The organism is Pseudomonas sp. OTU750018 (genome assembly GCF_011636575.1).
Lineage (GTDB): Bacteria > Pseudomonadota > Gammaproteobacteria > Pseudomonadales > Pseudomonadaceae > Aquipseudomonas > Aquipseudomonas peli.
This window is the reverse complement of the sequence record NZ_JAAPAU010000001.1, coordinates 364685-389578: the sequence shown is the minus strand read 5'-3', so window position 1 is coordinate 389578 and position 24894 is coordinate 364685. Positions and strand designations below refer to the sequence as shown.

Sequence of the window (24894 nt, the reverse complement as noted above, 5' to 3'; positions counted from 1 at the left end):
GTGGTCGGCGGTTTTATCCGGCCATCGACAGGCGGTTGCGGCCATCGCGCTTGGACACGTACAGCGCGTTATCCGCACGGCGCAGCAGACTTTCCATGGATTCGCCCGGCAGCAAAGTGGCGCAGCCGAGGCTGACCGACAACTCGATGGCACGGTTCTCCACCAGGTACTGGATGCCGAGAACGGCCATGCGCAGGCGCTCGCCAACCATGGACGCGGCTTCACGGTTGGTGTTGGAGAGCAGCACCATGAATTCTTCGCCGCCGAAGCGGAACACCATGTCGACATTGCGCAGGCTTTCTTTCAGTGCGCTGGCGACGGCTTTGAGCGCCTGGTCGCCGATCAGGTGACCGTGGGTGTCGTTGATGCGTTTGAAGTGGTCGATGTCGACCATCAGCACGGACAGTGGCTGCAGGGTGCGTCGGGCGATGTCGACTTCGCGCTTGAGTGTTTGCTGCATGGCGATACGGTTACCGGTTTCGGTCAACGGATCACGCAATGCACTTTGCACGGCTGCGCGGTAGAGCAGGGCGTTGCGCAGCGGGAACAGCAGGCTGGCGAGCAGCGATTCGAGTTGGCCCAACTCATCTTCACTGAAGCGCACGTTGCGGCGGAAGGTCAGTTCACCGAGGAATTCGCCGTCGTGATTCAACCGATAACCAGCCGAATGGTTCGCGCGCTCGCCCAGCTCCAGGCGCAGGTCGCAGGAGGCCAGCTGGTAGCTCAGGGAGCTGAGCGGCACCAGGCGCTGCACTTCGCTGTAGAACAGCTCAAGAATGCGTTCGGCTTCGAGTGAGGTCTGCAGGCGTAGGCTCAGCTGTTGGCGCAACTGTGCCAGGCTGACTGGTTTCAGGCTTTTCTGCAGGCGGCCGGCATAGCCGAGGCGCTGTAGTTTGGCAGCGTCGAAATCAATGGTGTTGGACTGGTTGTGCGGGGCCATGAAGCTCTACCTCTAGCGCAGTACGCGGCGATAGTTGGGCTAGAGCGAATTCCGTGCCAATTTCAAAATCACTTTAAAAGTGCTTTTAATTCATTGGTTTAGCGATTCATTGGGCGGGCGTGCGGCAAGGATTTGCCGGTTAACTGGCGGGACTGCTGGCAATCTGATGCCAGTGGATCGGGCTGCCGCCGGAAAACCGGCGGTAGCCGTCATGGTTTATTGCGCGTCAAATGCTTGGCCATTAACGCCTGTGCTGTCCGGTCCCATCAAGTACAGGTAAACCGGCATGATGGCTTCAGGCAGTGGATTGTTCTGTGGGTTCTCTCCGGGGTAGGCCTGGGCGCGCATATCAGTGCGTGTTGCACCTGGGTTGACGCTGTTGGCGCGCACGTTGGCAATGCCGTCGACTTCATCGGCCAGCACCTGCATCAGGCCTTCGGTGGCGAACTTGGATACTGCGTAGGCCCCCCAGTAAGCGCGACCTTTGCGCCCGACACTGCTCGAGGTGAATACCACTGAGGCGTCTGCCGACAACTTGAGCAGCGGCAGCAGGGTGCTGGTGAGCATAAACATGGCGTTGACGTTGACCTGCATCACGCGCATGAAGTTGTCGCCGGACAGCTGTTCCAGCGGCGTGCGCGGGCCAATGATAGAGGCGTTGTGCAGCACGCCGTCGAGTTTGCCGAATTCGGCTTCGATCATCGCTGCCAGTTCGTCGTACTGATGCGGCAGGGCGGTTTCCAGGTTGAACGGGATCACTGCTGCTTGCGGGTGGCCTGCGGCTTCGATGGCGTCATAGACGCGGCTGAGATTGTCTTCGGTCTTGCCCAGCAGCAGCACCGTTGCGCCATGGGCGGCGAAGGTCTTGGCGGCGGTTGCACCAATGCCACGGCCAGCGCCGGTCACCAGAATCACGCGTCCCTTTAGCAGGTCGGGGCGGGCGGAATAGTCATGCATGGGTAAAGCCTCATTAATTCAAAAGCGGGTGGCACGTGATGCGCGTCCGGTAAACCGTCTTCAACAGCTACACAGGGCTTGTTCGAGCACGGTGCGAAGTTCCAGTGGGTGGTCCACCACCGCGTCGGCGCCCCAGTTGCGTGGGTTGTCCTGCGGGTGGATATAGCCGTAGGTGACAGCGGCGGTCTTGCAGCCTGCCGCGCGACCGGCTTCGATGTCGCGCTCGTCATCACCCACAAACAGGGTGGCGGCAGGTTCTACGCCCATCTTTGCGCAGGCCAGCAGGATCATCTCGGGGTCGGGCTTGCTGCGGCTGACGTGATCCGGGCAGACCAGTACCGCCGAGCGCTGCGCCAGGCCGAGTTGCTGCATGATCGGTTCGGCGTAGCGCACCGGCTTGTTGGTTGCCACGCCCCAGATCAGCTTGGACTGTTCGATGCCATTGAGCAGCTCATCCATGCCGTCAAACGGCCGCGTCAGTACAGCGCAATGCGCCTGATAGCGGTCGAGAAACTCCAGGCGCAGGACTTCGAAGCCTTCTGCCTCGGGGTCCATGGCGAAGTTGGCAGCGACCATGGCGCGCGCGCCACCGGACACCTGGTCACGGATCAGCTTGTCCGCAATCGGTGGCAGGCCGCGTTCGGCACGCATGGCCTGGCTGATGGCGATAAAGTCCGGCGCACTGTCGAGGAGGGTGCCGTCCATATCGAATAAAACCGCGCGCAAGCGCATCACGCCTCCTTGAGAGTCTGGATCATGTAGTTGACGTCGACATCGGCTTCCAGCTTGTAGCGTTTGCTCAGCGGGTTGTAGGTCAGGCCGATGATGTCCTTGACCTCAAGGCCCGCCTCGCGGCTCCAAGCGCCGAGCTCGGACGGACGGATAAATTTCTTGAAATCATGGGTGCCGCGCGGCAGCAAGCGCATTACGTACTCAGCACCGATGATGGCGAACAGGTAGGCCTTGGGGTTGCGGTTGATGGTGGAGAAGAACACCTGGCCGCCAGGCTTGACCATGCGGTAGCAGGCGCGGATCACCGACGCCGGGTCGGGTACGTGCTCAAGCATTTCCAGGCAGGTGACCACGTCGAACTGTTCCGGCATTTCTTCAGCCAGGGCTTCAGCAGTGATCTGCCGGTATTCGACGCTGACGCCAGACTCCAGCTGGTGCAGCTGGGCTACTGCCAGCGGCGCTTCGCCCATGTCGATGCCGGTCACGCTGGCGCCGCGCTGGGCCATGGATTCGCTGAGAATGCCACCACCGCAGCCAACGTCGAGCACCTTCTTGCCGGCCAGGCCGACGCGTTCGTCGATCCAGTTGACGCGCAGCGGGTTGATGTCATGCAGCGGTTTGAATTCGCTTTCACGGTCCCACCAGCGGTGGGCAAGGGCTTCAAATTTGGCGATTTCGGCGCGGTCGACGTTGCTCATATAAATCCCTGAATCAGGCGGCGGCGGGAGACTCATGTTGCCAGTTTCGCCGGGTGGATTGGACGCCTGTTATGCGTCCAATGTATGTCAGTTTGTCGCAGTGCCCGAATTCTCTGGGCTGGCTGTCACTTGCCGGTGATCTTCGCGCCCCAGGCGCGCGCATTGGCGATGATCCGTTGTTCGTCTAGGCGCGTCAGTTGGCCGCCGTCGAGCAATTGTTTGCCGCCGACCCACAGGTGTTCGACGCAGGCGCGGCCACCTGCATAGATCAGCTGCGAAACCGGGTCATAAACTGGTTGCTGGGCCAGGCCGGAGAGGTTGAATACGGCGATATCGGCCGCCTTGCCCAGTTCCAGCGAGCCGATTTGCTCATCCAGACCCAAAGCGCGGGCGCCGTTGAGGGTGGTCATGCGCAGCGCGCGGTGGGCATCCAGGGCCGTGGCCGAGCCGGCAACGGCCTTGGCCAGCAGGGCGGCGGTGCGGGTTTCGCCGAGCAGATCGAGATCATTGTTGCTCGCTGCGCCATCGGTACCGATGGCGACGTTGACACCGGCTTGCCAGAGTTTTTCCACCGGGCAAAAGCCGCTGGCCAGCTTGAGGTTGGACTCCGGGCAATGGATCACGCTGCTGTTACTTTCCACCAGCAGGGCCAGGTCTTCATCATTAATCTGGGTCATGTGCACGGCCTGGAAGCGCGGGCCGAGCAGGTCAAGGCGCGCCAGGCGCGCCAGTGGCCGCTCGCCGCGCTGCTCCAGGCTCTGCTGCACTTCGAAGGCGGTTTCGTGCACGTGCATATGAATGCCGGCGTCCAGCTCCTCGGCGAGCACGCGGATGTTTTCCAGCTTGTCGTCACTCACCGTGTAGGGCGCATGCGGGCCGAAGGCGACGCTCAGGCGCGGGTGGTGCTTAAGGTCGTCGAACAGATTCAGGCCTTTGCGCAGCGCTTCGTCAGCGTCGCGGGCGCCGGGAATCGGAAAATCCAGTACCGGAATGGTGATCTGCCCGCGGATGCCGCTGCTGTGCACCAGCTGGCTGGCGGTTTCCGGGAAGAAATACATGTCGGAGAAGCAGGTAATACCGCCCTTGAGCTGTTCGGCGATGGCCAGCTCGGTGCCATCCTGCACAAACTGCTCGTTGACCCATTTGGCCTCGGCCGGCCAGATGTGCTTCTCCAGCCAGGTCATCAGCGGCAGATCATCGGCCAGGCCGCGGAATAGGGTCATTGCCGCATGGCCGTGGGCGTTGACCAGGCCTGGTGTGAGCAGTCGTCCGGGCAACTCAAGCACCTGCAGGGCTGCGTGCTTAAGCGCTTCAGCGCGCGGTGCGATCAGTGCGATGCGCCCGTCGCGGATGCCCAGGCCGTGCTCCAGCAACACCACGCCAGCTGGCTCGACCGGGACCAGCCAGGTGGGCAGCAGCAGCAAATCGAGCGGAGCTTGGGGCATGGGAAGGCTTCCGGCAGTCAGTAGAGTGGCGAGTTTATAGGGGAACGCCCTAGGCTTGAAGCTGCATGCAGCTGATCTGGCGCGATGTGCGCAGTGCTGTGCGTATAATGGTCGGCTTTTTCCGGCGGAGGTGTGTCATGCGCGAGCAACTGCTAGCGGCAGAGAAGGTCAGGGCCATCGAGTGGCGTGACGGCGCTCTGCTCTTGCTGGATCAGCGCGCGCTGCCTTTCGAGGAAACCTGGCTGAGCTATCACTCAGCGGCAGATGTCGCCGAGGCTATCCGTAGCATGGTGGTGCGCGGCGCGCCGGCCATCGGCATCAGCGCGGCCTATGCGATTGTCCTGGCTGTAAGGGCTCGTCTGCAGGAAGGCGGCGACTGGCGAGCGGCATTGCAGGTGGATTTCGACCTGCTGGCTGCATCGCGCCCGACAGCGGTCAATCTGTTCTGGGCGCTTGAGCGCATGCGTGAGCGGCTGGGTCGGCTGAAAAGCCATGACGACCCGCTGGCGCTGTTGGAGGCCGAAGCCATCGGCATTCATCAAAGTGATCGTGAAGCCAATCTGACCATGGCCCAGTTGGGCGTCGATCTGATCCGCAAGCACCAGGGCAATCAGCAGAACCTGCTGACCCATTGTAATGCCGGCGCCCTGGCCACAGGCGGCTTCGGTACGGCGCTGGGGGTGATTCGCGCCGCTTTTCATGATGGTTTGCTTGAGCGGGTATATGCCGACGAAACTCGGCCCTGGTTGCAGGGCTCGCGCCTGACGGCCTGGGAGCTGGCGACTGACGGCATTCCGGTGACGGTTAATGTCGATTCGGCTGCCGCCCATCTGATGAAAACCCGTGGCATCACCTGGGTCATCGTCGGTGCGGACCGCATTGCTGCCAATGGCGATGTGGCCAACAAGGTCGGCACCTATCAGTTGGCGGTGAACGCCATGCACCATGGCGTGCGCTTTATGGTGGTCGCCCCCAGCTCGACCATCGATATGGCCATGGAGCACGGTGACGATATCGTGCTGGAAGAGCGCGATGCCAACGAGCTGCTGGAACTGGGCGGCAAGCGCATCGCTGGCGGTATCGAAGCGCTCAATCCGGTATTTGATGTGACCCCGGCGGACCTGATCGATTTTATCGTCACCGAGAAGGGTGTGGTTGATCGTCCGGATGCGGAAAAAATGGCGCAATTGATGTGCCGCAAGCGCCTGCACTGAGTTTTTCTGCGGGTGCGCACACCTAGTCGGCAGGGCGGCGCTGGGGATAGGTGCGACGCACTGATTGTGGTAAGCTCCGGCGGTTTTCGGGGGTACCTGTTATGGGCCTCTTACCTGCGCAGATACATGGCATAACTTATTGATTTGTCGTGAGTCGCTATGAGCCTCAAGGCACGGCGACAGGCTCCACACCACTCAGGACGAGCGGCGCGGAGTTTCACCAGAAAAAGGAACAAGGCTACTCATGGGCGAACTGGCCAAAGAAATCCTCCCGGTCAATATTGAAGACGAACTCAAGCAGTCCTACCTCGATTACGCGATGAGTGTAATTGTTGGGCGCGCGCTGCCGGATGCACGTGATGGCTTGAAGCCCGTGCACCGCCGTGTGCTGTTTGCCATGAGTGAGTTGGGCAACGACTGGAACAAGGCTTACAAGAAGTCCGCCCGTGTGGTCGGTGACGTCATCGGTAAGTACCACCCACACGGTGATACCGCGGTGTACGACACCATCGTCCGCATGGCGCAGCCATTCTCGCTGCGTTACCTGCTGGTCGACGGCCAGGGCAACTTCGGTTCGGTGGACGGCGATAACGCAGCTGCCATGCGATACACCGAAGTACGCATGACCAAGCTGGCCCATGAACTGCTGGCTGACCTGCATAAAGAAACCGTGGATTGGGTGCCGAACTACGACGGCACTGAGATGATCCCGGCGGTTATGCCGACCAAGATCCCCAACCTGTTGGTCAACGGCTCCAGCGGTATCGCCGTGGGCATGGCCACCAATATTCCGCCACACAACCTCACGGAAGTGATCAATGGTTGTTTGGCGCTGATCGACAACGGCGAGCTGACTGTCGATGAGCTGATGCAATACATCCCCGGTCCGGACTTCCCGACAGCGGCGATCATCAACGGTCGCGCCGGTATCATCGAGGCCTACCGCACTGGCCGTGGTCGCATCTACATGCGTGCCCGCGCCATCATTGAAGACATCGACAAGGTCGGTGGCCGTCAGCAGATCATCGTCAGCGAGCTGCCGTATCAGCTGAACAAGGCGCGCCTGATCGAGAAAATCGCCGAGCTGGTTAAAGAGAAGAAGCTCGAAGGCATCACCGAGCTGCGCGATGAGTCCGACAAGGACGGCATGCGCATCGTCATCGAGCTGCGTCGCGGCGAAGTACCGGAAGTGGTGCTCAACAACCTCTACGCCCAGACCCAGATGCAGTGTGTGTTCGGCATCAACGTGGTGGCGCTGATCGACGGCCAGCCGAAGGTCCTTAACCTCAAGGACATGCTCGAAGCCTTTATTCTGCACCGCCGTGAAGTGGTCACACGTCGCACCGTATTCGAGCTGCGCAAGGCCCGTGAACGTGGCCATATCCTTGAAGGCCAGGCGGTTGCCCTGTCTAACATCGACCCGGTTATCGCTCTGATCAAGGCCTCGCCGACCCCGGCCGAAGCCAAGCTGGCGCTGATTGCCACACCCTGGGAATCCAGTGCTGTGGAAACCATGGTCGAGCGCGCTGGTGCTGACGCCTGTCGCCCGGACGATCTCGATCCGCAGTACGGTCTGCGTGACGGCAAGTATTTCCTCTCCCCGGAACAGGCCCAGGCCATCCTCGAGCTGCGTCTGCACCGTTTGACCGGTCTTGAGCATGAAAAACTGCTGGCTGAATATCAGGAAATCCTCACCCAGATCGGCGAGCTGATCCGCATCCTCACCAGCGCCACGCGTCTGATGGAAGTGATCCGCGAAGAACTGGAAGCGGTCAAAGCCGAGTTTGGCGATGCGCGCCGTACCGAGATTCTCGACAACCGTCTGGACCTGAGCCTGGCTGACCTGATCACCGAAGAAGAGCGTGTGGTCACCATCTCCCACAGTGGCTATGCCAAGAGCCAGCCGCTGCATGCCTACCAGGCGCAGCGTCGTGGCGGTAAGGGCAAGTCGGCCACCGGCGTGAAGGATGAGGACTACATCGAGCACCTGTTGGTCGCCAACAGCCACGCCACGCTGTTGCTGTTCTCCAGCAAGGGTAAGGTCTACTGGCTGAAGACCTACGAAATTCCGGAGGCCTCGCGCGCTGCCCGTGGTCGTCCGCTGGTCAACTTGTTGCCGCTGGACGACGGCGAGCGCATTACCGCCATGCTTCAGGTCGACCTGGAAGCGCTGCGTCAGCAAGCGCCGGAAGGCGACGAGCCGGACGATATCGAAGGCGTAGTGGTCGAGGCTGAAGAAGTCGAAGACTTGGCCGAAGGCGATGACGCCGACGACGAGACCCCGGATGAACCGACCGGTGCCTACATCTTTATGGCTACGGCCAAAGGCACTGTAAAGAAGACGCCGCTGGTGCAGTTCAGCCGTCCGCGCAGCTCGGGCCTGATCGCCCTCAAGCTGGACGAAGATGACACCCTGATCTCCGCTGCCGTAACTGACGGCGCCCGCGAAGTGATGATGTTCTCCGACGGCGGCAAGGTGATTCGCTTCAAGGAAAGCAAGGTCCGCACCATGGGCCGTACGGCTCGCGGTGTGCGTGGTATGCGTCTGCCGGAAGGTCAGGAAATCATCTCCATGCTGATTCCTGAAGCCGACGCGCAGATTCTCACCGCTTCCGAGCGTGGCTACGGCAAGCGTACCGCGATGGCTGAGTTCCCGCGTCGCGGTCGTGGCGGCCAGGGCGTAATCGCCATGGTCAGCAACGAGCGTAACGGCAAGCTGGTTGGCGCCGTGCAGGTGCTTGAAGGCGAGGAAATCATGCTGATTTCCGACCAGGGTACCCTGGTGCGTACCCGTGTCAGCGAAGTCTCCAGCCTTGGCCGTAACACCCAGGGCGTGACCCTGATCAAGCTGGCCAAGGATGAAACCCTTGTTGGTCTTGAACGTGTGCAGGAGCCTTCGGCGGAAGACGACGAAGAGCTGCTCGAAGGCGAAGAGGGTGTTGACGGCGCAGTAGCGGATGCAGGTGATGCACCCGAAGCCGCAGCTGACGAAAGCCCGATCAGCGAAGAGTAATCTGTCGGGGCGAGTGCGCTCGCCCCTGACGGCGTAGGATTTGGCGGCTGCTGGCACGCACCAGCCCGCCCACTATTTTGAGCGAGAGTGGATGTGAGCAAGCGAGCCTTTAACTTCTGCGCCGGCCCGGCCGCGCTTCCTGAAGCTGTTCTGCAACGCGCCCAGGCGGAGCTCCTCGATTGGCAGGGTAAAGGCCTGTCGGTGATGGAGATGAGCCATCGCAGCGATGAGTACACCGCCATCGCGGAAAAGGCCGAGCAGGACCTGCGCGACCTGATGGAGATCCCGTCCGACTACAAGGTGCTGTTCCTGCAGGGCGGTGCCAGCCAGCAGTTCGCCGAGATTCCGCTCAACCTGCTGCCGGAAGATGGCGTCGCCGACTATATCGACACCGGTATCTGGTCGAAGAAAAGCATCGAAGAAGCCAGCCGCTACGGCAACATCAATGTCGCCGCCAGCGCCAAGGCTTATGACTACTTCGCCATTCCTGGGCAGAACGAGTGGCAGCTGTCAAAAGACGCCGCCTACCTGCATTACGCCAGCAATGAAACCATCGGCGGCCTGCAGTTCGACTGGGTCCCCGAGGTCGGTGACGTGCCGCTGGTGGCGGATATGTCTTCCGACATCCTTTCGCGCCCGATCGATGTGTCGAAGTTCGGCCTGATCTACGCCGGCGCGCAGAAGAACATCGGCCCTAGCGGCCTGGTGGTGACCATCGTCCGTGAAGACCTGCTTGGTCGTGCCCGCAGCGTCTGCCCGACCATGCTCAATTACAAGATCGCTGCCGATAACGGCTCGATGTACAACACCCCGGCGACCTTCTCCTGGTACCTGTCCGGCCTGGTGTTCGAGTGGCTGAAAGAGCAGGGCGGGGTGGCCGCCATGGAGCGGATCAACCGCGCCAAGAAAGACCTGCTGTACAAGGCCATCGATACCAGTGATTTCTACAGCAACCCGATTGCCCATAACGCCCGCTCCTGGATGAACGTGCCGTTCCGCCTGGCCGACGAGAAACTGGACAAACCGTTTCTCGCTGGCGCCGATGCGCGCGGCCTGCTCAATCTGAAAGGCCACCGTTCGGTCGGCGGCATGCGTGCCTCCATCTATAACGCCGTGGGCCTGGATGCCGTTGAAGCGCTTGTGGCTTATATGGCCGAGTTCGAGAAGGAGCACGGTTGATGACCGATCCAATTTCCGAGCAGGAACTGCAGGCCCTACGCCTGCGCATCGACAACCTCGATGAGAAGATTCTCGCGCTGATCAGTGATCGCGCCAGCTGCGCCGAAGAGGTCGCGCGGGTGAAGATGAAGGCCCTACCGGAAGGCGAGAAGCCGGTATTCTACCGCCCGGAGCGCGAAGCCCAGGTGCTTAAGCGCATCATGGAGCGCAACCAGGGGCCGTTGGGTAACGAGGAAATGGCGCGGCTGTTCCGCGAAATCATGTCCTCCTGCCTGGCCCTGGAAAATCCGCTCAAGGTCGCCTACCTCGGCCCGGAAGGTACGTTCTCCCAGGCGGCAGCGATGAAACACTTCGGTCATGCGGTGATCAGCGTGCCGATGGCGGCTATCGATGAAGTGTTCCGCGAAGTGGCTGCCGGTGCGGTGAACTTCGGCGTGGTGCCGGTGGAGAACTCCACAGAAGGGGCGATCAACCACACCCTCGATAGCTTCCTCGAACATGACATGGTCATCTGCGGTGAAGTCGAGCTGCGCATTCACCACCACTTGCTGGTCGGTGAAACTACCAAGACCGACAAGATCACCCGCATCTATTCCCACGCCCAGTCCCTGGCGCAGTGCCGCAAGTGGTTGGACGCGCATTACCCCAATGTTGAGCGCGTGGCGGTGTCGAGCAACGCCGATGCAGCCAAACGGGTGAAAAGCGAGTGGAACAGTGCGGCGATTGCCGGCGATATGGCAGCCAGCCTGTATGGCCTGACCAAGCTTGCGGAAAAGATCGAAGACCGTCCGGACAACTCCACGCGCTTCTTGATCATAGGCAGCCAGGAAGTGCCGCCGACCGGCGACGACAAAACCTCGGTCATCGTCTCCATGCGCAACAAGCCGGGTGCACTGCATGAGCTGCTGGTGCCGTTCCACAACAACGGCATCGACCTGACCCGCATCGAAACCCGTCCGTCGCGCAGCGGCAAGTGGACCTATGTGTTCTTTATCGACTTCGTTGGTCACCACCGCGACCCGCTGATCAAGGACGTGCTGGAAAAGATCAATCAGGAAGCCGTGGCGCTCAAGGTGCTGGGCTCCTACCCGAAAGCGGTACTTTAAAACTGCTGCGGCACGCCTCAGGTCTCAAGCTACACGCGCATCGACGCCGGGCTGTACTTGGGGCTTGCGGCTTTAAGCGTGAGGCTTTGCTATGACCGATTTCCTCGCCCTGGCCCAGCCAGGCGTACAGCAGCTGTCGCCCTATGTGCCGGGCAAGCCGGTGGATGAGCTGGCTCGTGAGCTGGATCTGGACCCGGCCAGCATCGTCAAGCTGGCCAGCAACGAGAATCCGCTAGGTCCAAGCCCTAAGGCGCTGGAAGCGATTCGCGGCGAGTTGGCCGAGCTGACCCGTTATCCCGATGGCAATGGTTTCGAGCTGAAAAGCCGTCTGGCTGCGCGCTGCGGTGTGCAGATCAATCAGGTCACGCTGGGCAATGGCTCTAACGATATTCTCGATCTGGTTGCCCGTGCCTATCTGGCGCCGGGTTTGAATGCGGTGTTCAGTCAATACGCCTTTGCCGTTTACCCCATCTCGACCCAGGCCGTGGGTGCTCAGGGCAAGGTGGTGCCGGCCAAGGACTACGGTCACGACCTGGAAGCCATGCTGGCGGCCATCGATGAAAACACTCGCGTGGTGTTTATCGCCAACCCGAACAATCCGACTGGCACCTGGTTCGGCCCTGACGCGCTGGAGCGCTTTCTCGCGCGTGTACCCGGTAATGTGCTGGTGGTACTGGATGAGGCTTATATCGAGTTCGCCGAAGGTGATGAGCTGCCGGACGGCCTCAAGTACCTGACGCGTTATGACAATCTGCTGGTCTCGCGCACTTTCTCCAAGGCCTATGGCCTGGCGGCGCTGCGCGTTGGTTATGCGCTCAGCTCGGCGCAGATCGCCGATGTGCTGAACCGTGTACGCCAGCCGTTCAACGTTAACAGCCTGGCCCTGGCGGCGGCGTGCGCGGCGCTGGATGATGCCGATTATCTGGCGCAAAGCTGTCAGCTCAATGATGCCGGCATGGCGCAGCTGGAAGCTGGCCTGCGCGAGTTGGGTCTGAGCTGGATTCCGTCGAAAGGTAACTTTATTGCCGTGGATTTTGGCCGTGATACCGCTGCGATCAACCAGGCGCTGCTGCGCGCTGGGGTGATCGTGCGGCCGGTAGCCGGTTACGGCATGCCGAACTTCCTGCGGGTGTCGATTGGTCTGCCTGCTGAAAATGCGCGCTTCCTCGACGCCCTGGCCAAGGTGCTGAGCGCGTGAGTGAAGCCAAATCTGCTGTCACTCAGGTGCAACCTGCCGCCCCTAAGCTCGGCCGCCTGGTGGTTATCGGCCTGGGCCTAATTGGTGGTTCTTTTGCCAAGGGTTTGCGTGAGCGCGGCCTGTGCCGCGAAGTGATAGGTGTCGATCTCGATCCAGAGTCGCGGCGGTTGGCGGTTGAGCTGGGGGTTGTCGATCGCTGTGAGGTTGATCTGGCTGCCGCCTGTCAGGGAGCCGATATTATCCAGCTGGCGGTGCCTATCCTGGCCATGGAAAAGCTGCTCGCAGAGCTGGCCAAGCTTGACCTGGGTACGACGGTGCTCACCGATGTGGGCAGCGCCAAAGGCAATGTGGTTCGCGCTGCGCGCCTGGCCTTTACCGGTAAATCGGTGCGATTTGTGCCGGGCCACCCGATTGCCGGCTCCGAGCAGAGCGGGGTGGAAGCGTCCAATGCGCAGCTGTTCCGCCGCCATAAGGTCATCCTCACGCCCTGCGAGCAGAGTGATGACGCGGCTCTGGTTTTGGTCGACGCCCTTTGGCGCGAACTGGGCGCTGATGTTGAACATATGGAGGTCGAGCATCACGATCAGGTGCTGGCTGCGACCAGTCACCTGCCGCATTTGCTGGCCTTTACCCTGGTTGACTCGCTGGCCAAGCGCAGTGAGAACCTGGAGATCTTTCGTTACGCCGCCGGCGGTTTCCGCGACTTCACGCGGATCGCCGGCAGTGATCCGGTCATGTGGCACGACATCTTCCTCGCCAATCGCGAGGCGGTGCTGCGCACGCTGGACGTATTTCGCGACGACCTCGACGCCTTGCGCGACGCGGTTGACGCAGGGGATGGGCATCAATTGCTGGGCGTATTCACCCGCGCCCGCGTGGCCCGTGAGCATTTCGGCAAAATTTTGGCCCGTAGGGCCTATGTGGACGCTATGCACTCGAACGATCTGGTTTTTCTGGCTAACCCTGGCGGCAAACTCTCCGGGCGTATTCGCGTTCCGGGCGACAAGTCCATCTCTCACCGTTCGATCATGCTCGGCTCGCTGGCTGAAGGCACCACGCATGTCGAGGGTTTTCTGGAAGGTGAAGACGCGCTGGCGACGTTGCAGGCGTTCCGCGACATGGGGGTGGTCATCGAAGGCCCGCATCATGGCCGCGTGACCATTCACGGCGTGGGTCTGAATGGTCTGAAGGCGCCGGCCGGTCCGCTGTACATGGGCAACTCCGGTACTTCGATGCGCCTGCTCTCGGGTTTGTTGGCAGCGCAACCGTTCGACACCACGCTGACCGGTGATGCCTCGCTGTCCAAACGGCCGATGAACCGTGTCGCCAAGCCGCTGCGCGAAATGGGCGCAGTGATCGAAACCGGTCCGGAAGGTCGCCCGCCACTGATGATCAAAGGCGGCCAGCGCCTGACTGGTATGGATTACGAAATGCCCATGGCCAGTGCCCAGGTTAAATCCTGCCTGCTTCTTGCTGGGCTTTACGCCGCCGGAACCACCTCAGTGACCGAGCCTGCGCCTACCCGCGACCACACTGAGCGCATGCTGCGCGGCTTTGGCTACCCGGTAACCGTGGATGGCAGTACTGCCAGCGTTGAATCAGGCCATAAGCTGACCGCTACCCATATCGAAGTGCCTGCGGATATCTCCTCGGCAGCATTCTTCCTGGTGGCCGGCAGCATTGCCGAAGACTCCGAGCTGGTGCTTGAGCACGTAGGCATCAACCCAACCCGTACCGGGGTCATCGATATCCTCAAGCTGATGGGCGGCGACATCACCCTAGAAAACCAGCGTGAAGTCGGCGGCGAGACCGTGGCTGATATTCGCGTGCGCAGCGCCAAGCTGAAGGGTATCGATATTCCGGAAGACCTGGTGCCCCTAGCTATTGATGAGTTCCCGGTGCTGTTTGTTGCTGCGTCGGTGGCCGAAGGTCGCACCGTGTTGCGTGGCGCCGAAGAGCTGCGGGTCAAGGAATCTGACCGTATTCAGGTGATGGCTGATGGTTTGATTGCTCTGGGCGTCAAGGCCGAGCCAACGCCGGACGGCATCATTATCGAAGGCGGCAGCATCGGTGGTGGCGAAGTTTGGGCGCACGGCGATCACCGTATCGCCATGTCGTTCAGCGTGGCATCGCTGCGCGCCACTGCGCCGATCCGCATCCATGATTGCGCCAACGTCGCCACTTCGTTCCCCAACTTCCTCGCGCTGTCGGCTCAGGTTGGCATTCGTGTGGCCGAGGAGGGCAAGGCATGATCGTCGCACCGGTTATCACCATCGACGGGCCGAGCGGCTCGGGCAAGGGCACCATCGCCGGCCTGCTGGCCAAACAGCTGGGCTGGAATCTGCTGGACTCGGGCGCGCTATATCGTCTGCTGGCCTTTGCCGCCGGTAATCATGGCGTCGATCTGACCAACGAAGAAGCGATGAAGCTACTTGCCGCTCATCTGGATGTGCAATTTATTGCTGCGGGCGATGGCCATGGTCAGCGCATCATTCTTGAGGGCGAAGAGGTCACTGATCTCATCCGCAATGAGCAGGTTGGGGCCGGTGCTTCGCAGGTGGCCTCGCTCTTTGCCGTGCGTGAAGCCCTGCTACAGCGTCAGCAGGCCTTCCAAGAAATGCCAGGACTGGTTGCCGATGGCCGCGATATGGGCACTGTGGTGTTTCCGGATGCGCCGCTGAAGATTTTCCTCACCGCCAGCGCCGAGGAGCGTGCCCGTCGCCGTTACTTACAGTTGAAGGCCAAGGGCGATGATGTTAATCTCGCGAGTCTTCTTGATGAGATTCAGGCGCGCGATGAGCGCGATACCCAGCGTGCAGTGGCTCCGCTCAAGCCGGCAGTCGATGCGATCCAGCTGGATTCCACCGAACTCTCCATCGAACAAGTGCTTGAACGAATTCTGAGTGAAGTCGCCAATCGCGATCTCGCCGGATGATAAGAGCCACAGCTGCTTTAAGCTGACCGGCTCGCAAGGAGGCGTACGGGAACCCAGTCCTAGTCCTGTTTGCCTCTTTTTAAATGAACGTACCCACATTGTCTGGAATGTGGTTTGGGCGGATTCCCTGCCCTGAATCAACAGGAATTAAAATGAGCGAAAGCTTTGCTGAACTGTTTGAAGAAAGCCTAAAAACCCTGAATCTTCAGGCTGGCTCGATCATCACCGCTATCATCGTCGACATCGATTACCAAGCTGGTTGGGTAACCGTTCACGCTGGTTTGAAGTCTGAAGGCCTCATTCCGCTGGAACAGTTCCACAACGACGCTGGCGAGCTGACCATCAAGGTCGGTGACGAAGTTCACGTTGCCCTGGACGCGGTTGAAGATGGCTTTGGTGAAACCAAGCTGTCCCGCGAAAAAGCCAAGCGTGCCGAGTGCTGGATCGTTCTGGAAGCAGCTTTCGCCGCTGAGGAAGTGGTTACGGGCGTTATTAACGGTAAGGTTAAGGGCGGCTTCACTGTCGACGTTAACGGCATCCGTGCGTTCCTCCCAGGTTCCTTGGTCGATGTCCGTCCGGTGCGTGATACCACTCATCTGGAAGGCAAAGAGCTCGAATTCAAAGTCATCAAGCTGGACCAGAAGCGCAACAACGTTGTCGTTTCCCGCCGCAGCGTGCTGGAAGCCGAGAACAGCGCCGAGCGCGAAGCTCTGCTGGAATCCCTGCAGGAAGGTCAGCAAGTCAAAGGTATCGTCAAGAACCTCACCGACTACGGCGCGTTCGTGGATCTGGGTGGCGTCGACGGCCTGCTGCACATCACCGACATGGCTTGGAAGCGCATCAAGCATCCGTCGGAAATCGTCAACGTTGGCGATGAAATCGACGTCAAGATCCTCAAGTACGATCGTGAGCGTAACCGTGTTTCCCTCGGCCTCAAGCAGCTGGGCGAAGATCCATGGGTTGCCATCAAGGCGCGTTACCCACAGGACACCCGTGTTACTGCGCGCGTAACCAACCTGACCGACTACGGCTGCTTCGCAGAGCTGGAAGAAGGCGTGGAAGGCCTGGTGCACGTATCCGAAATGGATTGGACCAACAAAAACATCCATCCTTCGAAAGTCGTTAACGTCGGCGACGAAGTGGAAGTTATGGTTCTGGATATCGACGAAGAGCGTCGTCGTATCTCCCTGGGTATCAAGCAGTGCAAAACTAACCCGTGGGAAGACTTCTCCGGTCAGTTCAACAAGGGCGACAAAATCTCCGGCACCATCAAGTCGATCACCGATTTCGGTATCTTCATTGGTCTGGATGGCGGCATCGACGGCCTCGTTCACCTGTCCGACATCTCCTGGAACGAAGTAGGCGAAGAAGCTGTACGCCGCTTCAAGAAAGGCGACGAGCTGGAAACCGTTATCCTCTCCGTTGATCCGGAGCGTGAGCGCATTTCCCTCGGCATCAAGCAGCTGGAAGAAGACCCGTTCTCCGACTACGTTGCTGTTAACGATAAAGGCACCATCGTGCGCGGTATCGTTAAAGAAGTTGACGCCAAAGGCGCCATCATCACCCTGGCCGACGGCATCGAAGCCACTCTGAAAGCTTCCGAAATCAGCCGTGACCGCGTTGAAGACGCGCGCAACGTCCTGAAAGAAGGCGAAGAAGTCGAAGCCAAAATCATCAGCGTTGACCGTAAGAGCCGCGTAATCAGCTTGTCGGTTAAGTCGAAAGACGTTGAAGACGAAAAAGAAGCAATCAAAGAAATGCGTACTAAGCAGGACGAAGTTGCATCTGCTGGTCCGACCACCATTGGTGATCTGATCCGTGCGCAAATGGAAAACCAGAACTAAGTTCAGGTAATCCAGAAAAAGGGCGACGTCGGTCGCCCTTTTTTGTACCTGAAAATCGCTAAGGTGTTGTTTTATAGGCTGTTCAAATCAGGCGAGGCGTGCTAAAACCTTTTTATCTAGTGATCTAGCCGCTTGAAAAAGAAGGGAAAACCATGACCAAGTCGGAGTTGATCGAGCGCATCGTTACCCATCAGGGGCAGCTCTCGTCGAAGGATGTTGAGTTGGCGATCAAGACCATGCTGGAGCAAATGTCGCAGGCGTTGTCGACTGGTGACCGGATTGAGATCCGTGGTTTTGGCAGCTTCTCGCTGCATTACCGTGCGCCGCGTGTAGGGCGTAACCCTAAGACGGGTGACTCGGTCACGCTGGATGGGAAATTTGTCCCGCACTTCAAACCGGGCAAGGAGTTACGGGATCGGGTGAATGAGGATGAATAGTTCATCCTGCATACAATTACCATAATCACACAAGTTTTTTGGAGCTGTTGGCTTTAGATAGAGTCAATTTTTGCTCGCCTTTTATCGCTGATGTGTTTATTCGAGTAATTAGAAAATTTATCGAACGATGCTTGTTATCCCTTTAAGTTAAATCAACTCTCGAATTTCTCCTTATTTGGTGACCGGGGTTCTCGCTATGCCAAAGCGACTATCGTCGATGCCGCGTTGATCAATGTGCCGAATTCGACCAAGAGCAATAACGGAAGCGTAACCCAGAAATGCACCAAGCCAAGTGGCGGACGTTGCCTAGGTATACAGGGTGTGCCCGTAATGCGGATAATAGCCTCTACGAGCTGCTTTCGGGGGCTAAAAGACACAGAAATTAGCGGATGATGTGATTGTTTTGATCGGTTTCCGTTTTCAAAATCAGTGGAGTCGGAAGTCAACCATAAATGTATGGCTAATTCAACGGTATGTCCACTGGAGCTGTGTAGGGTCAGTGTGACCTGTATCCTTAAAAGAAGTGCTTTCATGGGTGTGGGAATTCGCGCTTTTGCATGGCAAAATGAAACAAAGGATCCGTATTGATGAAAATTCTTCTCACTTGATAGTGGTTATAGTCGGCTATGTTTGGCTGGGTAAGTGTCCTAGTCATGATTGAGGTTGGTGATATTACTAATCACTCTAGTCAAGGTGTTAGGTTATTATTTATCCATGCGACTTCTATGGTCTTCGGATGTTCTTTTCTGATTAAAAGATGGATCTACAGTGACTGAATTAAAAACCTTACAGCAAGATGGTGTTGAATTTGATCTTCTGGAATTATTACGGGGGCTTTGGGCGCAAAAGTGGCTAATCATTCTTGTTGTTTTTGTGTTTACATCAGGCGCTGCTGCATATGCTTTTATAAGTAAGCCAGTGTATGAGGGGCATGTGGTTGTTATGCCTCCAAATCTTAGTGATATAGCAGGCTTTAATTTGGGTCGAACAGGTGAAAGTTCAAATGGGAATGGTTTGAAATTGTTCTCAGTTGACGATGTATATGGAGTTTTTGCTCGTAATTTACAATCCGAGATATCTCGTCGTCGATTCTTTCGAGATGTTTATTTACCGTCTCTAAGTGAAGCTAAACGCCTTGGCTCTAGGGATGAGCTTTATAAAATCTTTAATGAAACGTTAACTGTTAAGGTGTTAGATAAGAATCAGCCTGATCGGTACATGGTCGTTATCGAACACGTTGATCCAGAATCAGCATCAGCTTGGGTTAAGTATTATGTCGATCAAGTGGCTGAGCGTTCATTAAGTGAAATGTTAAAAAACTCAGAGCGAGAGCTTGCTGTTCAAGCCCGCAACATAGAACAGCAAATCAAGTCTGAGCGGATTAGTGCTAAGGCCCGTCGAGAAGACCGCACTAGACAACTGCAGGAGGCACTGACAGTTGCTGAAGCAATAGGTCTAAATAATCCGCCCGTGATAACTGGGCGTGTGTCGAATGATAGCGAGCTTTCTGCTTTTATGGATGGCAGTTTGATGTACATGCGTGGTGCCAAAGCTTTGCGTGCTGAGATGCAGGTGCTCTTGGCACGAACATCTGACGACCCGTTTATACCAGAGCTACGTAATTTAGAGGGTATGTATCAGGTTTTTTCGGGTGTGAATGTTGATCCAAAAAGCGTTGCAGTCTTCCGTCAAGATGGTGAGAACGAAGTTCCAGATCAGCCAATCAAACCTAAAAAATTCCTTGTCATTTTGATAGGTCTAGTGATGGGTGTAATGATCGGTGTGTTCGTTGCTTTAATCCGAATGATGCTAAGAAAACGTACTGTTATTTCTGGATGATTATTTCGGTAGCGAGTGTGCAAGTGTTTAGATATGCGTGCAATCTACGTATAGTAGTTGTTCACTTATAGTAAACGTATGGTTGGGTCGGTCCATATGGACAGGGCTTGCAATTTTCATGTTCTAAGTCTGATTGGTGCGATTGTGTTTTGCTGGTATCTTCAGCAGTTGGCTAGATTACATCATAAGACTTGGATAGCCCGGTATCGTTAATGGACTAACGTGGATCGATATATGAATTACCCAGAGTTGCCATCATTATTCGACGGTTGGCGTCACTGGCTTTTGTCATCAGCTTATGATGCAGTTAATAACTGTCTGTTAACCGACTATGGCTTGTTTCGCTGGGCGGAAACAAGCCCAGCGGTAAGGTCGTGTCTTTAGTATTGGTCAGAGCTACGTTACGAGCCTGAGGATATCTTCATCGCCATCAACAGATCGGCAGCAAAGGGTAGTGAGTTGGACTGGTCCAAGCCGCTGATCATTATTGATTCTCCTTTGGTCAACCGTACCGCTAACTAAAGCCGTTTTGGGGCAATGAAGATCTGCAGTGCGTCAAGCAAGGCCGTAAACCACTGAGCTTTGAACAGTTGCTTACCACAGACGGCAGTCGCGCTCACATGGTGATGGTCACCGCTTAGCTCAATTTGACCTGTGAGGGTGAGGTTTGTGCGCGGTGAGCCTGATGCAAAAAGCAGTTATCAGATATGCTAAGTGCGCTTACCGAAGTCGAGGACTGCTTGGGGAAATGATAGTTTCTAGTTCTTAAGGTGACTCAGAGCGGTGATAGTTAATCCGATCACTAAACTATTCGACGTGGATTTTTTGGTAATTAAATGTCTTTAAAAACTCTTTGTGTATTTGGCACCCGCCCCGAAGCGATCAAAATGGCACCATTAGCGTTGGAGTTAGCTGCCGACGAGCGTTTTGAGGCAAAAGTATGTGTAACGGGCCAGCACCGTGAAATGCTTGATCAAGTTTTAGACCTCTTCGCGATCAAGCCAGATTTCGATTTGAATATAATGAAGCCTGGCCAAGATCTAACAGATGTGACCACATCAATTCTTCAGGGCATGAAAGCTGTTTTCGCTGAGTTCAAGCCAGATGTGGTGCTGGTTCATGGTGATACAGCCACTACCTTTGCGACCAGCCTGGCGGCGTATTACCAGCAAATTCCAGTGGCTCATGTGGAGGCGGGCCTGCGCACCGGCAACATCTATTCGCCTTGGCCTGAGGAAGCCAACCGCAAGCTGACCGGCTCCTTGGCCAACCTACATTTCGCTCCAACTGCAACCTCTCAGAGCAACCTGCTACGCGAAGGAATTGACCCCTCGACGATCATTGTTACCGGCAATACGGTTATCGATGCGTTGTTGGATGTCGTCAAACGCCTCGACCATGACCCCGAGTTGAACGCCAAAGCCGCTGCACCCTCTGATTTTCTCGACTCTACGCGCAAGCTGATCCTGGTTACCGGTCATCGCAGGGAGAGTTTCGGTGACGGCTTCGAGCGTATATGTCAGGCATTGGGTGAGGTGGCCCAACAACATCCAGATGTCGATATCGTTTATCCGGTTCACCTCAATCCCAATGTTCGCGAGCCAGTTAACCGGCTGCTCAGTGGTATCAGCAACGTTTACCTGATCGAACCATTGGACTACCTGCCCTTTGTTTCTTTGATGAGTCGAGCGTATATCATTTTGACCGACTCTGGCGGCATTCAGGAAGAGGCACCTTCGTTAGGTAAGCCAGTACTTGTCATGCGCGATACCACTGAGCGTCCTGAAGCAGTAGATGCGGGCACTGTTAAATTAGTAGGTACGAATACTCGCAACATCGTCCGCGAACTGAATCACCTGCTGGTTGATCAAGACGCCTACCAGGTAATGAGCTATGCCCACAACCCTTACGGTGACGGAAAAGCCTGTGGGCGGATCATAGAGGCCCTGTGCAGAAAAATATTCTGAATTCTTATCAGTGCTTTTATGGGAGCGAGCTTGCTCGCCATCGCTGACTTAGATCGCCGAAAATATCTATTCAAAAAATATTAAAGGATGCGTTATGCCTTTCCAAACCATTTCAGTTATCGGCCTTGGCTATATCGGTCTGCCTACCGCTGCAGTTTTTGCTTCGCGTAAAAAAAAGGTGATCGGTGTTGATGTAAATCAGAAAGCAGTTGACACAATTAACCGTGGTGAAATCCATATCGTTGAGCCTGACTTGGATATGGTGGTGCATGCTGCTGTCACGGAGGGTTACTTGCGTGCAGCGACCAGCCCTGAGCCAGCTGACGCTTTTCTAATTGCCGTACCGACGCCGTTTAAAGGTGAGTATGAGCCAGATTTGAGTTATATCGAAGCTGCTAGCAAGGCTATAGCGCCCGTATTAAAACGAGGTGACCTCGTTATACTCGAGTCCACTTCCCCAGTGGGGGCCACTGAACAGATGTCCGCCTGGCTAGCTGCGGCGCGCCCTGACCTTAGCTTCCCACAGTCCCATGGTGAAGACTCCGATATTCGTATTGCACACTGCCCCGAACGTGTTCTTCCTGGCCACGTACTACGTGAGCTCGTACTAAACGATCGGGTGATTGGCGGCATGACAGATAAATGTTCAGAGGCGGCGGTACAGCTCTATAAGACTTTCGTGGAGGGCGAGTGTGTAGTTACTACTGCTCGCACTGCGGAGATGTGCAAGCTTACTGAGAATAGTTTTCGGGACGTGAATATTGCGTTCGCTAACGAACTATCGATTATTTGTGACAAACTGAACATCAATGTATGGGAATTGATCCGTCTGGCTAATCGCCACCCACGAGTTAACATCCTGCAGCCCGGCCCTGGTGTTGGTGGGCACTGTATAGCTGTTGATCCATGGTTCATTGTGAGCAAAACACCAGATGAGGCGCGTATGATACGTACGGCACGTGAGGTGAATGACAGTAAGCCTTTATGGGTGTTGGATCAAGTCGGCTATGCAATAGATAAATATCTACAGGAGAATCTATCTAAAACATCTAAGGATGTGACGATTGCTTGTTTGGGTTTAGCGTTTAAGCCAGACATTGATGACCTTCGTGAGAGTCCTGCTTTAGAGATTGCTTTGCAACTTGCTAAGTCCCATCAAGGCGCCGTACTAGTAGTTGAACCCAATATTGAGCGCCTCCCCACTAGTCTAGAAGGATTAGCAACCCTTTGTAGCATAGAAAAAGCCATGTCTGACGCAAACGTAATAGTTATGCTTGTAGACCATACGGTGTTTAAGGCAATTCCAAAAAACCGTTTTTCGACACAGGAACTCATTGATACTCGTGGTGTTTGGGCCTGATATTTAGACTCAATTGTGCGCGAGAGTTAGGTACTGCGTGGCGATCCTACATCTCGTGCTGCAATAGTGGTGTCGGGTTTTATTTTCGACGATAGTAGCCTCAAAATTTTGGTGATGGGGTAGTAGAGGTTCTACTGTGGTGAATTTGTTGATACAGGCGCTAATACTAATAAGTGGGCTTGTTGTTAATTTTGTTATTCCTGGTCTATATGGTCTTGACGTCTATGGCGAGTTCATCAAGGCCAATATACTAATATTTTTATTTCAGAAGCTCTTAGATATAGTAAACGAACAACTCATAGCTAGTGTTGAGGCTGAGTATATCCTTGTTACATCATTATTTATGGCTTTTTTGATTTTTTTAGCATTCTGCGGTTTTAGCTTAGTAATCGATATCGGAAACCCTTTATTGCTTAGTGTAATGCTGCTCAGTTCAGCGTGCACATTGTCGCTATTTGGGTTGCGCCTTCATCGTTGGATTGTTGGTTATCTCGTAATTTTCCTGTGCACTTTTAGCAGCGCCCTGCTTGCCAGTCATAATGAAATCCTAGCGCTAAGCATCGTAGATGTCCTTATTCTGACTAATCTAGTTCCTTGCTTTTTTGCTGTCGTCGCACTTCTTTTCCACGGTGCAAGGATTCCATTAGGTAAGAATTTGTTATCTGCTTTTCAGCAGGTATTAACCTCGCTGCCCAAGATGGTGTTAATCACGTTAGTCTTCAACTTATTCACTAACATTCTCCCTTATATTCTTTCAAAAAGTCTACCTGTTCGCGATCTTGGGCTTTTTCGTGTGATTATTTCAGTTATTCAATCAGCTACAAGTCTGTTTCCTATAAATGTTAGAGCAGTATTTGTCTCATTTGTATCAGGAGGCCAGCGCCAGGAGCAATATAGAGTAGTTATGTCAGTAGCGCTTTTCTATTTTTCCCTTCTTGGATTATTCGGCTACACAGTAGGATGGTTTTTCCCGCAATACGCAATCTATTTGGTAATGCTGCCTTGCATTCCGGTTCTATACTGGGCTGTAGTAACGGAGAGGTACTTGGTCGCTTCCGGGTTAAATCGCAAGGTTATAATAGTAAATGTTATTGTTGGAGTACTTGCTGTAACGGGAGTTGCGTTTTTCGTGCGGGATATTAAACAGGCAGAATTATTTTATGCTCTAGGGTTTTCTGCTTATTTGTTATTGTTGCATTTCCACTGTCGTACTGGAATTGATTTATCTGTTGTTTTTTTGGTTTCTATACTCTCACCGCTAGCTATTACAGGGGCAGATACTAGCTTGTTTTGGGGTGTGCTCTATATGTGCTTGCTTTTGGTGATGGCGATTTGGAAGCTTCGTCTGCGTCTGAAAGATATTCGTGGCTTGAGGTTTTGATGGTGATTAAGTTTAAGTCTTACCAAGTATTTGATAGCAAAATCACATTGACTAGAATAGTTGCTTTTCTAGTCGTGCTAGGATGTTTTTTGCCCGGCTGGCTGGCCTACTACCAAAGCAATTCTTTTGTTTTTGTCAATGCTTGGGATGAAGAGACATATCTTTCAATGCAGGGAGCATTAGGGGCGAGTTCTTTGGGCGCAGCTTCAGGAGGCCGAAGCAATCACGGCGCAATGTATTGCAATATGGGAATATTATCATGAGGCATTTGAGTCGCTAGAGGCCAAGGGTTTTCTCCGGCGGCCGATCGTGCCATCATATTGCCAACACAATGCGCACATGTACCATGTATTGCTGAGATCTGATATTGATCGGCAGGTGGTTTTGAGTGAGTTGAAGCGAAATGGTATCAGCGCGGTCTTCCATTATGTGCCGCTGCACTCGTCGCCTGCAGGTTTACGCTATGGTAGGGGCTCAGGTTCGATGCGGGTCACCAATCGCTCATCGACGTGCCTGATTCGTTTGCCGCTCTGGGTTGGGTTGACTAGAGCTCAATAGGACCGTGTTGTACATGTGTTGAATCTTGCTGTTGATGGGGCGGAATAGGTGCTTTTATTAAAAATCTCCATCAGTTATTTATTATGTAAAA

20 protein-coding genes are annotated in these 24894 nt (G+C 55.8%); 15 read left to right on the top strand and 5 right to left on the bottom strand.

What is annotated here, in order from left to right; translation table 11 throughout:
- Nucleotides 1–13: 13 nt before the first annotated feature.
- The 5 genes from HCI85_RS01985 to HCI85_RS01965 all read right to left on the bottom strand — a co-directional run bounded on the left by HCI85_RS01985 (nt 14) and on the right by HCI85_RS01965 (nt 4772).
- Nucleotides 14–940 (bottom strand): GGDEF domain-containing protein, encoded by a 927-nt coding sequence (locus HCI85_RS01985; protein ID WP_090248184.1) that lies wholly within the window; start codon nt 938–940, stop codon nt 14–16.
- Nucleotides 941–1156: 216 nt separating this feature from the next.
- Nucleotides 1157–1897: a YciK family oxidoreductase gene (locus HCI85_RS01980; RefSeq protein ID WP_090248183.1), complete on the bottom strand. Its 741-nt coding sequence runs from the start codon at nt 1895–1897 to the stop codon at nt 1157–1159.
- A 60-nt stretch (nt 1898–1957) separates the two neighbouring features.
- The gene (gene mupP / locus HCI85_RS01975; RefSeq protein WP_167141474.1) at nt 1958–2629 is read right to left on the bottom strand and encodes an N-acetylmuramic acid 6-phosphate phosphatase MupP; all 672 of its coding nucleotides are present in this window, start codon (nt 2627–2629) and stop codon (nt 1958–1960) included.
- Nucleotides 2629–3327, bottom strand: a complete 699-nt coding sequence (gene ubiG, locus HCI85_RS01970) for a bifunctional 2-polyprenyl-6-hydroxyphenol methylase/3-demethylubiquinol 3-O-methyltransferase UbiG (protein ID WP_090248179.1) — start codon at nt 3325–3327, stop codon at nt 2629–2631. The genes mupP and ubiG overlap by 1 nt, the downstream gene beginning before the upstream one ends.
- Before the next feature lie 125 nt (nt 3328–3452).
- Nucleotides 3453–4772 carry a TRZ/ATZ family hydrolase gene (locus HCI85_RS01965; RefSeq protein ID WP_167141472.1) on the bottom strand — a complete coding sequence of 440 codons (1320 nt, stop codon included), beginning with the start codon at nt 4770–4772 and terminating at the stop codon, nt 3453–3455.
- Nucleotides 4773–4909: 137 nt separating this feature from the next.
- Here HCI85_RS01965 and mtnA point away from each other — a divergent pair, with 137 nt between their 5' ends.
- The 15 genes from mtnA to HCI85_RS01890 all read left to right on the top strand — a co-directional run bounded on the left by mtnA (nt 4910) and on the right by HCI85_RS01890 (nt 24803).
- Nucleotides 4910–5986 carry an S-methyl-5-thioribose-1-phosphate isomerase gene (gene mtnA, locus HCI85_RS01960; protein WP_167141470.1) on the top strand — a complete coding sequence of 359 codons (1077 nt, stop codon included), beginning with the start codon at nt 4910–4912 and terminating at the stop codon, nt 5984–5986.
- Between the two features lie 244 nt (nt 5987–6230).
- A complete protein-coding gene (gene gyrA / locus HCI85_RS01955; protein ID WP_167141468.1) occupies nt 6231–8999 on the top strand; it encodes a DNA gyrase subunit A in 2769 nt (922 codons plus the stop codon).
- A gap of 93 nt (nt 9000–9092) precedes the next feature.
- A complete protein-coding gene (gene serC / locus HCI85_RS01950; protein ID WP_167141466.1) occupies nt 9093–10178 on the top strand; it encodes a 3-phosphoserine/phosphohydroxythreonine transaminase in 1086 nt (361 codons plus the stop codon).
- A complete protein-coding gene (gene pheA, locus HCI85_RS01945; protein WP_167141464.1) occupies nt 10178–11284 on the top strand; it encodes a prephenate dehydratase in 1107 nt (368 codons plus the stop codon). Before serC ends, pheA begins: the two co-directional genes overlap by 1 nt.
- 91 nt (nt 11285–11375) lie before the next feature.
- On the top strand, nt 11376–12482 hold the full coding sequence (hisC, locus tag HCI85_RS01940; RefSeq protein WP_167141461.1) for a histidinol-phosphate transaminase: 1107 nt from the start codon (nt 11376–11378) through the stop codon (nt 12480–12482).
- On the top strand, nt 12479–14734 hold the full coding sequence (locus tag HCI85_RS01935; protein ID WP_167141459.1) for a bifunctional prephenate dehydrogenase/3-phosphoshikimate 1-carboxyvinyltransferase: 2256 nt from the start codon (nt 12479–12481) through the stop codon (nt 14732–14734). Before hisC ends, HCI85_RS01935 begins: the two co-directional genes overlap by 4 nt.
- Nucleotides 14731–15417 carry a (d)CMP kinase gene (gene cmk, locus HCI85_RS01930; protein ID WP_167141457.1) on the top strand — a complete coding sequence of 229 codons (687 nt, stop codon included), beginning with the start codon at nt 14731–14733 and terminating at the stop codon, nt 15415–15417. The genes HCI85_RS01935 and cmk overlap by 4 nt, the downstream gene beginning before the upstream one ends.
- A gap of 152 nt (nt 15418–15569) precedes the next feature.
- Nucleotides 15570–17261 carry a 30S ribosomal protein S1 gene (gene rpsA, locus HCI85_RS01925; protein ID WP_160085003.1) on the top strand — a complete coding sequence of 564 codons (1692 nt, stop codon included), beginning with the start codon at nt 15570–15572 and terminating at the stop codon, nt 17259–17261.
- Between the two features lie 152 nt (nt 17262–17413).
- Nucleotides 17414–17698, top strand: coding sequence for an integration host factor subunit beta (gene ihfB, locus HCI85_RS01920; RefSeq protein ID WP_160085002.1), 285 nt, complete (start codon nt 17414–17416; stop codon nt 17696–17698).
- Between the two features lie 768 nt (nt 17699–18466).
- Nucleotides 18467–19537: an LPS O-antigen chain length determinant protein WzzB gene (locus HCI85_RS01915; RefSeq protein WP_167141455.1), complete on the top strand. Its 1071-nt coding sequence runs from the start codon at nt 18467–18469 to the stop codon at nt 19535–19537.
- A gap of 836 nt (nt 19538–20373) precedes the next feature.
- Nucleotides 20374–21504 carry a non-hydrolyzing UDP-N-acetylglucosamine 2-epimerase gene (gene wecB, locus HCI85_RS01910; protein WP_167141453.1) on the top strand — a complete coding sequence of 377 codons (1131 nt, stop codon included), beginning with the start codon at nt 20374–20376 and terminating at the stop codon, nt 21502–21504.
- Between the two features lie 94 nt (nt 21505–21598).
- Nucleotides 21599–22864 carry a UDP-N-acetyl-D-mannosamine dehydrogenase gene (wecC, locus tag HCI85_RS01905; RefSeq protein ID WP_167141451.1) on the top strand — a complete coding sequence of 422 codons (1266 nt, stop codon included), beginning with the start codon at nt 21599–21601 and terminating at the stop codon, nt 22862–22864.
- Between the two features lie 139 nt (nt 22865–23003).
- Nucleotides 23004–24245 carry a hypothetical protein gene (locus HCI85_RS01900; protein WP_241693712.1) on the top strand — a complete coding sequence of 414 codons (1242 nt, stop codon included), beginning with the start codon at nt 23004–23006 and terminating at the stop codon, nt 24243–24245.
- Nucleotides 24245–24508: a hypothetical protein gene (locus HCI85_RS01895; protein WP_167141447.1), complete on the top strand. Its 264-nt coding sequence runs from the start codon at nt 24245–24247 to the stop codon at nt 24506–24508. Before HCI85_RS01900 ends, HCI85_RS01895 begins: the two co-directional genes overlap by 1 nt.
- The gene (locus HCI85_RS01890) at nt 24468–24803 is read left to right on the top strand and encodes a DegT/DnrJ/EryC1/StrS family aminotransferase (protein WP_167144215.1); all 336 of its coding nucleotides are present in this window, start codon (nt 24468–24470) and stop codon (nt 24801–24803) included. Before HCI85_RS01895 ends, HCI85_RS01890 begins: the two co-directional genes overlap by 41 nt.
- The last annotated feature ends 91 nt before the right edge of the window (nt 24804–24894 follow it).